Raw genomic sequence first — 10,117 nt, forward strand, 5'->3', positions numbered from 1 at the left:
CAGCCAGCCGTTGGACAGAACCTTTTCCCGAATCAAAGAAATCATTCCATAGCCGCCTCCAAAGGATACGGCGCCGATCTCCAGAAAAATGAGAAACAGCCGGAGGAGGGTCATGGCTTACCCTCCTTCCTGCAAATGCGGCGGATTTTCCCTGCCAGGATCCCCACAGCCCCACTGAGGAGGATGTAATATACAGAGGAAAAGCTGACTGCAAACAGGGTGCAAAGCAGCATGCCCATGCCCACCCCCAGCAGGATGCAGAGACTTACAGGATCCCGTTCTAGACTCCGGAGCATCCGCAAACCGGCAGTTATAATTAAGTAGACCACACAGACCTGGATGCCGTGAAAGGCGTGCGACACATAGGTCAGCGCCAGGAAACGATCCAGGAACAGGGAAATAATGTAGATGATAACAAAGGAGGGGATGCATACTGCCAGGGTGGCAGCTGCTGCGCCCCATCCCCCAGCCATCCGGTAGCCCAGATAGGTGGCGCTGTTGATGGCAACGGGGCCGGGCGTGGATTCGGAAATGGCAGCCATATCTAAAAATTCCTGTTTATCCAGCCATTTTTTCTTTGTGATAAACTCGTTCTCCAGCAGGGCGAGCATGGCATAGCCGCCGCCGAAAGTGAAAGCGCCGATTTTCAGAAAGGTCAGAAATAGAGTGAGAAGCCTGTTGGATGCTTTCATACGGAACACCTCCGATCAATAGTATACACAGTTTGCCTGTTTAAGTCAAGGCAGCATGGCAAAATGCCCTGTTTTGACACATGCGGTCTGCACTTTTGGGCAGTTTTTCTCTTTTCCCGTCGGAGAAAAGGGTGTATAATGTAATAGAAGACTTTGTATAGCATCTGCTGACGAATTTTCCGTCATATCACACAAAAATTCCTTGAAATACGACAGTATTCCTGCGCCATTTCTGTGCAATCTGACGAGAAATCTGTTGGCACATCTGCTACACAATTTTTGTGTGGCGTTGCTTTCAGAAAGAGAGTGTGTTTCGATGAATAAGGATCTGACAACGGGCAGTGCCAACCGGGCACTGATCCTGTTTACACTGCCGATGTTTATCAGTGTGATTTTTCAGCAGCTGTACAACATGGCAGACAGTGTGATTGCCGGCAGGTATGCCGGAGAGGATGCGTTGGCGGCAGTGGGAGCAAGCTACCCCATTACTATGATTTTTATGGCGGTGGCGGTGGGCAGCCAGGTGGGCTGCTCTGTGGTAATCAGTCGGTTCTTCGGTGCGAAGGATTACGTCCGGACTCGCTGCTGCATTTCCACAACTCTGATCGCAGGTCTTGTGCTTTCCGCCGTGCTGACCCTGGCTGGGGTTCTGTGCAGTGCGCCCCTGATGCGGCTGGTGAATACGCCGGACAATATTTTTGCTGCCGGAAAGCTGTATTTACAGGTCTACACCGCCGGATTTCTGTTCTTGTTTATGTATAATATAACCACCGGTATTTTCAGCAGTCTCGGAGACAGCAAAACGCCCTTGTACTTTCTGATCGCCTCCTCTCTGGGAAATGTGGCACTGGATGCGGTATTTGTAATTGTATTCCATTGGGGCGTTGCCGGTGTGGCATGGGCGACCTTCATTGCGCAGGGCATCGCCTGTGTGCTGTCGGTTCTGGTGCTGCGTCGCCGGATCCGACAGCTGGAAACGGCGGAAAATCCCCAGCGGTTCAGCTGGGCAGCTCTCCGGGAGATTGCCCGGGTGGCGATTCCGAGTATATTACAGCAAGGCTTTGTTTCTGTGGGAAATCTGTTTATTCAGTATCTGGTCAACGGCTTTGGCTCCTCCGTCATTGCCGGCTACTCTGCTGCCATTAAGCTGAACACCTTTGCCATTACCAGCTGCACCACGCTTGGCAGCGGCATTTCCAGCTTTACCGCCCAGAACCTTGGGGCAGGAAAGCCAGACCGGATTCGCAGCGGCTTCCGTACCGGTGCGCTGTTTTCCGTGCTCGTTTCAGTGGCGTTTTCCTTTCTGTTCTGCTTTCTGGGCAGTCCGCTTCTGCGGCTGTTTATGAACCAGGACAGCACAGTATTGGCAATGGATACAGGACTTCTGTTCCTGCGGATCGTTGCCCCCTTCTACTGTGTGGTTGCAGTGAAAATCAGCTGTGACTCTGTACTGCGGGGTGGGGAGTGCATGCAGTATTTTATGATAACCACCTTTTTGGATCTGGCACTGCGTGTGATCCTTGCGTTTATCTTTTCTCCCCTGTGGCAGCAGACCGGCATCTGGCTGGCATGGCCCATCAGTTGGACGCTGTCCACTGTACTGTCCTTGGTATTTTACCGGATGCGACCCTGGGAAAAGCGGATGCATGGGTGAATTCCTGCGAAAAAAGATCGGATTTTTCTGATCTTTTTTCTTTTTTCGCTTGACATGGAGTTGACTCCAGGTGTTATAATAATGGCATCACAACAAAGGAGGTTGCTTCATGAGCAAGCAGATTTTGATTCTTTCCGCAAGTCCCCGGAAGGGCGGCAATTCCGACGTTCTTTGCGATGCATTCCGCAGAGGCGCAGAAGAAAGCGGTCATAAGGTGGAAAAGCTGAGGCTTTCTGAGCGGAACATCCACTACTGCACCGGCTGCGGCGTCTGTAACAATACCCACTGCTGTGTCCAGAAGGATGACATGGCACAGGTTCTGGAGCGGATGGTGCAGGCGGATGTGATCGTGCTGGCAACGCCGGTGTATTTCTACACCATGGACGCACAGCTGAAAACCCTCATCGACCGGACGGTGCCCCGTTACACAGAGCTGTCCAACAAGGAGTTTTACTATATCCTGACGGCGGCGGACACCAACCAGGCGATGCTGGAAAAGACGGTGGAGAGCATTCGGGGCTTTACGCTGGATTGCCTGGACACCCCGGTGGAGCGTGGGATTCTGTACGGCACCGGTGTCTGGAAAACCGGTGAGGTGGAGCATACAAAGCATCTGGAGGATGCCTATCAGATGGGCAGACAGGTATAAGGAGGATTTTATATGGAACACACAATAGTACGGGACAAACAATCTGCGGCTGGAGCCGCTTTGCGAATTGCATTGACAGTGGCTGCGGCGGTTCTGCTGCCCCAGCTGTTTCATGCAGTGGGTGCAATTTCCGGAACGGGTACCGCACTGGGTGCTGCACTTTTGCCCATGCATATTCCGGTGCTGCTGGCAGGGCTTTTGTACGGTCCGGTGGTGGGTGTTGCCGCCGGCGTGCTGAGTCCTTTGCTTAGTGCAGCGGTTTCTGATATGCCCACAGCGGCGCTTCTGCCCTTCATGGTACTGGAGTTGGGCGTGTACGGGCTTACATCCGGCTTCCTGTCCCGGACAGGATTGCACGGCTTTACAAAGCTGCTGTTGGCACAGCTTGCAGGCAGAGCCGCAAGAGCATTGGCAGTGCTGACGGCCATCTACCTGTTGAGAAATACCCGGCTGGAGCCAGCTGCTGCATGGCAGTTTGTCACCGCCGGTCTGTTCGGCATCCTGATCCAGTGGGCGGTGATCCCTCTGCTGGTCAAGTATATCCAGGACAGGAGAAATCAGCATGCATGACCTGGAACGGGCAAGGACGCTGCTGACGGAAGGATGCTATACCTGCGTGCTGTGCCGGGTGGATGTCTGCTATACAAGCCATAGCAAGGGCATTTCTCCCATGCTGGACTGGATTGGTGCAGGTGTGGAGCTGAGGGGCTTTTGTGCTGCGGATATCATCGTAGGCAAAGCGGCAGCCATGCTGTTTGTGCATGCCGGAGTGTGCGCTGTGTACGGCAGGGTCATGAGCACTGCCGGGAGGGACTATCTCACCGCCCATGGGGTGGCGTGCAGCTATGACACATTGACAGAACAGATCGTGAACCGCACCGGCGATGGAGTCTGTCCCATGGAGCAGACTGTGGCGCAGTTGGAGGATCCACAGGTTGCCTATGCAGCCTTGCGGAGGAAACGTGACGAAATGAGGAGGAAACAATGAAGAAACTAGGATTTGGATGCATGCGGCTGCCGCTAATGGATCAGAATAATCAGAAGAGCTTTGACATGCCCCAGCTTTGCAGCATGGTGGACGCATTCCTGGAACGGGGCTTTACCTATTTCGATACTGCATACATGTACCACGATTTTGAAAGCGAACGGGTGATGAAGCAAGCGCTGATTGAACGGCATCCCCGTGAAACATTCCTGCTTGCCACCAAGCTGCCCACCATGTTTCTGAAGGAAGCGCCGGATATGGAACGGATCTTCAGCGAGCAGCTGGAAAAGACGGGAGCCGGGTACTTCGACTACTATCTGCTGCATAGTCTGAATGAGGAGAACTATGCAACGGTGCAGCGACTGGATGCCTTCGGCTTTTGCATGCGGAAAAAACAGGAGGGACTGATCCGCCGTCTGGGCTTTTCCTTCCATGACAGTGCGGCATTGCTGGATAAGATCCTGACAGAGCATCCGGAAACGGAATTTGTTCAGCTGCAGCTGAATTATCTGGACTGGGACAACGAAACCGTTCAGTCCCGGAAATGCTACGAGGTTGCAAAAAAGCATGGCAAGGATATCATCGTCATGGAGCCGGTAAAGGGTGGTACCCTTGCAAAGGTGCCGGAGCAGGCAGAGCAGCTGCTGAAGAGGTATGCGCCGGAGCATTCCGTGCCCTCCTGGGCGATCCGCTTTGCCGCAAGTCCGGACAATGTGGTTATGGTGCTCAGCGGTATGAGCAGCATGGAACAGCTACAGGATAACATGAGCTATATGGAGCAGTTCCAGCCCATGAAGCCGGAGGAAATTGATTTGTGTATGCAGGTGCGGGATATTATCAACGGCACCATTGCCGTGCCCTGTACTGCCTGCCGCTACTGTGTGGAAGGATGTCCCATGCAGATTCCGATCCCGGATTACTTTGTCCTGTACAATGCGGAGCTGCAGGAGGTGGAGAAGCCCTTCACGGTGCAGCAGACCTATTATGAGAATCTGACCCGGCAGCACGGAAAGGCTTCGGACTGTGTTGCATGCCGCCAGTGCGAGCAGCATTGCCCCCAGCATATTTCCATTGTGGAAAATCTGAAAAAGGTGGCAGAAACCTTCGAGGTGTGATATGACGATTTCGGAGACCGCAAAAAAATATGATCTGACTCCGGATACCCTGCGGTATTACGAGCGGATCGGACTGATTCCGCCGGTGCGCCGGAACGCCTCCGGTTTGCGGGATTACGACCAGGAGGCTTGCCGGTGGGTGGAGTTCATCAAATGCATGCGAAGCGCCGGCCTGCCCATTGAGGTGCTGATCGAGTATGTACAGCTCTTCCGGCAAGGGGATGCCACCGTTGACGCCCGGCTGGAACTGCTGACGGAACAGCGCAGACTGTTGCAGGAGCGGATCTGTGCCATGCAGAACACCCTTGCCCGGCTGGACTATAAGATCCAGCTGTATGAATCCGGGCAGATGAAGCAGTGTGAACAGCGGCTGACCGGATCCGGCGAGCCGGAGCAGCCGGATATTCCGTGATGCTTGCCTTTTGCGTGTTGTTTTGATTTTGGAAAAAACGACGAAAATTCCCTATGATATTCTCCGTTCGCCGAGTTATACTATTATCACGGCATCCAATTCTATTAAAAACAAAGGAGAACCATTATGAAGGGTGAATTTACGCAGAAGGGTAAGGAAGCAATGGAGCGTTTTAAGATGGAGTCTGCCAGCGAGGTTGGCGTATCCCTCAAGCAGGGCTACAACGGCGATCTGACTGCACGTCAGGCTGGTTCCATCGGCGGCCAGATGGTCAAGAAGATGATCGACGCATATAAGATGCAGTAAGATCTTTTCCCCGAAAAAGTGCGCTGTGCGGCATTTGTCGTGCAGCGCACTTGCTTTTTCCGGATTTTGATGCATAAAAAAGCACCCCCGTCCGGTTTGCCGGAACGGAGGCGCTGATTGATTCAACGAATCAAAGGAAGATGTACTTGAGAATGAACAGAACCGCCAGAACGTACATAATGGGATTGATTTCCTTGCGCTTGCCGCAGATCAGGTTGATGATCACATAGGAGATCACACCGATGGAAATGCCCTCAGAGATACTGTAGAACAGGGGCATTGCAATGATGCACAGGTAAGCGGGGATCGCACTGGTGTAGGTGTCTTCTGTCAGCTTGATCTCGGTGACGGTGCTGAACATCAGGAAGCCAACCAGGATCAGAGCCGGAGCGGTTGCAAAGGAGGGGATTGCAGTGAAGATGGGAGCAAAGAGCATGGAGATCAGGAACAGAACGGCGGTGGTCAAAGCAGTCAGACCGGTTCTGCCGCCTGCTGCCACGCCGGCGGAGGATTCCACGAAGGTGGTAGTGGTGGAGGTGCCGAATACGGCGCCGGCAGAGGTTGCAACGGCGTCGGCCAGCAGTGCAGGCTTGATGGCAGGCAGCTTGCCGTCCTTATCCAGCATGTTTGCCTTGGTGCTGACACCGATGAGCGTACCCAGTGTGTCAAACAGATCAACGAACAGGAAGGAAAAGATAACTACCACAAAGTTCAGAATGCCCACATTGCCAAAGTCCAGCTTGAAGCACTGACCAAAGGTCTGGCTCAGCTTGGTGAAATCTGTGATGCCCAGAGTGGGGAACAGGGTGTATGCACCTGCATCCGGGTTGGGCACATACAGACCGGTCAGCTGGCAAAGCATGCCCAGGATCCAGGTGCCTAAGATGCCGATCAGAATGGAGCCCTTGACCTTCTTGATATAGAGGACGGAGGTCAGCAGCAGACCGATGACAGCCAGCAGTGCGCAGATGCCTGTGGTGTGGAAATTTTGGGTAAAGTCCGTGATGGTAACCAGAGTTGAAGCGTCAACAGACAGTCCAGCGTTCTGCAGGCCGATGAAGGCGATGAATAGACCGATGCCCACGGAAACGGCACGCTTCAAAGGCAGGGGGATGGAGTTGAAGATAGCTTCCCGCACGTTGGTAAGGGAGAGGATAATGAAAATGATACCCTCAATAAATACGGCAAAGAGCGCTACCTGCCAGGAAAAGCCCATAGTGCCGCATACGGTGTATGCCATGTAGGCGTTCAGTCCCATGCCGGCGGAAAGGGCGAAGGGCAGGTTTGCCCACAGAGCCATGCAGATGGTTCCCACGAAGGATGCGAGACAGGTTGCCAGCAGAACGGCGGTGCTGTCCATGCCGGTGGAGGAAAGGATGCTGGGGTTGACTGCCAGGATGTACGCCATGGTCATGAACGTGGTCAGACCGGCAGCCAGTTCGGTTTTCACATTGGTTTTGTTTGCCTGGAGTTTGAATAGCTTTTCAAACATACGTTACACCTCAATTTCCAAATTCTGCAATGTAGGGCAGATTCCGGTAGTATTCCCCATAGTCCAGACCATAGCCGATGACGAAATAGTCCGGGATGGTGAACAGGGAGTAATCCGCCTTCAGATCCACGATCCGCCGATCCGGTTTGTCCAGCAGGGTAATGATCTCCAGGGAAAGGGGATTGCGGATTTTCAGGATCTTCAGGATCTCGTTCAGGGTTCTGCCCGTATCGATGATATCCTCCACAATAAACACATGATACTTGCTGACGTCCTGTGTGAGATCCATGGTGATCTGCACATTTCCAGAGGAATTGGTGTCCTCAAAATAACTTTTTGCCGCCATGAATCCGATCTCGCAGGGAACGGTGATCTCCCGGCTCAGATCTGCCAGGAACACATAAGCGCCCTTGAGAATGCTGACCAGCAGAATGGGCGCTCCGTCATAAGCGGCGTTGATGCGTTCGCCTGCTTTTTTCAGAGCCTCCTTGATCTGATCCTCCGTAATCAGAATCTGCTTGATTTTGCTCTGGTACTCCTCTGGATTTGCAAATTCCATATTTTCTCTCCTATTCATTCCGGCGCTGTGTCCGGGTAAAATGGGTTTCCGCTGCTGCCTTAACAACATTATCACAATTATATCACACGCTCTACACAATTTCAAGGATGAAAGCGCATTTTGCAGGCACTCTTTATCTAAAAACAGCCTATTTCATGCCGCAAGAGAGAAAACTGCGTTTTTTGTGTGCTGCGGTTGCAATTTTTAAGGATTTTCGGTATAATATAGTCGGGAGGTGCATAGAATGAAGATCACTTTGAACCCGGATGCCCAGATGGTTGCCGCAGTGCGGGAGGGCCTGGCACACACCGGCGGATACTGCCCCTGCCGCAGGGAACGGAAACCGGAAAATAAATGTATTTGTCAGGAGTTCCGTCGCCAGATGGAGGATCCGGACTTTGAAGGCTACTGTCATTGCATGCTGTACTACTGCACGCATAGGGACTAGCCTGTAGAGTGCACCTGATGGCTTTGCACAGCATTTGCAGCCCTAAGACAAAACCGGTGAATGGGAACCATTCACCGGTTTTTTGCTGTTTTACCAGCCGATCACAGAATGACTGTGAATGTAGAATTCCTCCTGGCTCGGCTGCCAGCCCTTTTCCTTTGGAGGAAACTGGGCATCAAAGGCTGCTACAGCTTCTGCATCCTCACAGCATGCCGCCGCAGTGCTTTCCCGGTAGCAGAGCTTTCTGCCGTCCAGGGTACCCGGGGTCAGCTCCTTTACCAGCAGAGCTGTCGGGAAGATGTCCCCCTCCAGACACACATTGTACCGCTTGCAGCTGCGAAAGCCACGGGATACATAATTGTCCGGATTGCCAAATATAACAATGACGTCATATCCAAGCGCTTTTGCCCGGCGGAAGGATTCCTCCAGCAACGCTTTACCGTATCCCTTTCTTTGGCAGGCAGGATGCACGCTCAAAGGTCCGAAGGTGAGGATTCGATGCCGATTTCCTGCCTGGTCCTCCAGCCAGCTGTGGGTGTACAGCACACTGGCGATGATCTTGCCTTCACGTTCCAGTACCAGATCCAGCTCCGGCACAAAATCCGGATGCTGCCGCATGGTGTGGACGAAATAGTGCTCATTGCAGCCCGGCACGCTCTGATTCCAGAATGCTTCCCGGGTCAGGGTTTCTACTGTCTGGTGATCCGCCTTGGTTTCCTGGCGGATGATGTAGTCACGTTCTTTCATTGTTTTACCTCCTGAAAATGGTTGACTGCAATACCGGGAGGTTGGCTGAGCTTGCAGCGAACCTTCCGGTTACGCTACAATCTCCAGTGTGTAGTATGGTTTCAAACATACACTCCTTTTGTATTATTACAACGCCGAAGCGGTGTTGCCCTTAGGATTCCTCCAGGGAGTTGGCCTGCTGTTTCCAGTGCGCTTTGAGCATTTCCAGAATCCTGGTTGCATCCTCCAGTTCGCTTTCCTTGTGATATTCCTGCATTTCGCTGAATGTTCCGGACTCGCTGACGATTCCCAGCAGCCACTTGCCCAGTAATGTTTTTTGAAACCGGAAGATCATGCAGTGAATGCCGTCCGGATCATCGAATTCTGTAGTGAATTCCACTTTCGCAGGTCTGCACCCCAGCTCGGTTGGGTAGGAGAGCCATTGCGCCAGTTCCTCTGCGGCTTCTTTAATCGGTTCTGTCATCTTGGAGCATTCCTTTCGCTATAGCATTCCAAAAAGCAGTCTTTGTTGAATAACGTGTTTATATCCACCAGGCAGGTGTCAGCTCTCCCAGTGTGACCACTTTTCCTTTGGTGATATCCAGCATGATCCGGATCTCCTGGTAGCTGTCCGGCATCAGCTGTACCATCAGCTCCCGGCAGGCGCCGCAGGGTGCTCCGGTTCTGCCATCCGGCATGATTGCCAGCACCTGGTCGATTTCCTGTTCTCCCTCCGTGATCATATGAAAAATCGCATTCCGCTCTGCACAGATGCCCAGGGTGGAGCAGGTGTCAATGCATACGCCGGTGTAAATCTTGCCGGACTTTGCACGAATGGCTGCGGCAACTCCGCCAGCCTCCACATACTTTGAAATGCTTCTGCCCTTCTGGACGACCTTTGCCGCCTGAAAGAGTTCTTCCCAGCTTTGATCCATGACCATGTCTCCTGCTCTGTGATATGGATATAGTATACCATTTCAAAGGCGGCTTCGTCAATGCTTTCATACAGTATTTTTCCGGAAACGTTGACAAGTGCCCGACTTTGGAGTATAGTATAGGCAACACCGCACAAAGAATGT

Annotated in this window: 15 protein-coding genes; 8 read left to right on the plus strand and 7 right to left on the minus strand. The window is 52.7% G+C overall.

Annotation, left to right across the window (positions count from 1 at the left end; genetic code table 11):
* Both QVO51_RS02310 and QVO51_RS02315 read right to left on the minus strand, forming a co-directional pair.
* A partial coding sequence (locus QVO51_RS02310) for a chromate transporter (protein WP_288167770.1) occupies nt 1-114 on the minus strand: 114 nt, incomplete at its 3' end.
* On the minus strand, nt 111-692 hold the full coding sequence (locus QVO51_RS02315; RefSeq protein WP_022357072.1) for a chromate transporter: 582 nt from the start codon (nt 690-692) through the stop codon (nt 111-113). The genes QVO51_RS02315 and QVO51_RS02310, both read right to left, overlap by 4 nt.
* A gap of 316 nt (nt 693-1,008) precedes the next feature.
* Between QVO51_RS02315 and QVO51_RS02320 the strand changes: the two genes are divergently transcribed.
* The 7 genes from QVO51_RS02320 (at nt 1,009) to QVO51_RS02350 (ending at nt 5,813) form a co-directional block, all read left to right on the plus strand.
* A complete protein-coding gene (locus QVO51_RS02320; protein WP_022357073.1) occupies nt 1,009-2,346 on the plus strand; it encodes an MATE family efflux transporter in 1,338 nt (445 codons plus the stop codon).
* Between the two features lie 109 nt (nt 2,347-2,455).
* Nucleotides 2,456-2,995 carry a flavodoxin family protein gene (locus QVO51_RS02325; protein WP_022357074.1) on the plus strand — a complete coding sequence of 180 codons (540 nt, stop codon included), beginning with the start codon at nt 2,456-2,458 and terminating at the stop codon, nt 2,993-2,995.
* Between the two features lie 12 nt (nt 2,996-3,007).
* A complete protein-coding gene (locus QVO51_RS02330; RefSeq protein WP_022357075.1) occupies nt 3,008-3,565 on the plus strand; it encodes an ECF transporter S component in 558 nt (185 codons plus the stop codon).
* Nucleotides 3,558-3,983 (plus strand): DUF1893 domain-containing protein, encoded by a 426-nt coding sequence (locus QVO51_RS02335; RefSeq protein WP_022357076.1) that lies wholly within the window; start codon nt 3,558-3,560, stop codon nt 3,981-3,983. Before QVO51_RS02330 ends, QVO51_RS02335 begins: the two co-directional genes overlap by 8 nt.
* The gene (locus QVO51_RS02340; protein ID WP_022357077.1) at nt 3,980-5,095 is read left to right on the plus strand and encodes an aldo/keto reductase; all 1,116 of its coding nucleotides are present in this window, start codon (nt 3,980-3,982) and stop codon (nt 5,093-5,095) included. The genes QVO51_RS02335 and QVO51_RS02340 overlap by 4 nt, the downstream gene beginning before the upstream one ends.
* Nucleotide 5,096: 1 nt before the next feature.
* Nucleotides 5,097-5,507: a MerR family transcriptional regulator gene (locus QVO51_RS02345; RefSeq protein WP_015558613.1), complete on the plus strand. Its 411-nt coding sequence runs from the start codon at nt 5,097-5,099 to the stop codon at nt 5,505-5,507.
* Nucleotides 5,508-5,633: 126 nt separating this feature from the next.
* A complete protein-coding gene (locus tag QVO51_RS02350) occupies nt 5,634-5,813 on the plus strand; it encodes an alpha/beta-type small acid-soluble spore protein (RefSeq protein ID WP_015558614.1) in 180 nt (59 codons plus the stop codon).
* A gap of 130 nt (nt 5,814-5,943) precedes the next feature.
* Here the strand turns inward: QVO51_RS02350 and QVO51_RS02355 are convergent, their stop codons facing one another.
* The gene (locus QVO51_RS02355) at nt 5,944-7,305 is read right to left on the minus strand and encodes an NCS2 family permease (protein WP_015558615.1); all 1,362 of its coding nucleotides are present in this window, start codon (nt 7,303-7,305) and stop codon (nt 5,944-5,946) included.
* Between the two features lie 10 nt (nt 7,306-7,315).
* Entirely contained in the window at nt 7,316-7,864 is a 549-nt protein-coding gene (gene hpt / locus QVO51_RS02360) for a hypoxanthine phosphoribosyltransferase (protein WP_022357078.1), read from the minus strand.
* Between the two features lie 235 nt (nt 7,865-8,099).
* On the opposite strand from hpt, the gene QVO51_RS02365 reads away from it, so the two are divergent.
* Entirely contained in the window at nt 8,100-8,312 is a 213-nt protein-coding gene (locus tag QVO51_RS02365; protein WP_276747685.1) for a ferredoxin-thioredoxin reductase catalytic domain-containing protein, read from the plus strand.
* A 90-nt stretch (nt 8,313-8,402) separates the two neighbouring features.
* Here QVO51_RS02365 and QVO51_RS02370 read toward each other — a convergent pair whose 3' ends face one another.
* The 3 genes from QVO51_RS02370 to QVO51_RS02380 all read right to left on the minus strand — a co-directional run bounded on the left by QVO51_RS02370 (nt 8,403) and on the right by QVO51_RS02380 (nt 9,973).
* Nucleotides 8,403-9,059 (minus strand): GNAT family N-acetyltransferase, encoded by a 657-nt coding sequence (locus QVO51_RS02370; RefSeq protein ID WP_015558618.1) that lies wholly within the window; start codon nt 9,057-9,059, stop codon nt 8,403-8,405.
* A gap of 151 nt (nt 9,060-9,210) precedes the next feature.
* Nucleotides 9,211-9,522 carry a hypothetical protein gene (locus tag QVO51_RS02375; protein ID WP_022357080.1) on the minus strand — a complete coding sequence of 104 codons (312 nt, stop codon included), beginning with the start codon at nt 9,520-9,522 and terminating at the stop codon, nt 9,211-9,213.
* Between the two features lie 58 nt (nt 9,523-9,580).
* Complete coding sequence (locus QVO51_RS02380) at nt 9,581-9,973, minus strand: cytidine deaminase family protein (protein ID WP_022357081.1); 393 nt, start codon at nt 9,971-9,973, stop codon at nt 9,581-9,583.
* Nucleotides 9,974-10,117 lie beyond the last annotated feature (144 nt).

The organism is Ruminococcus sp. CAG:379 (genome assembly GCF_000434255.1).
Lineage (GTDB): Bacteria > Bacillota > Clostridia > Oscillospirales > Ruminococcaceae > Ruminococcus_F > Ruminococcus_F champanellensis.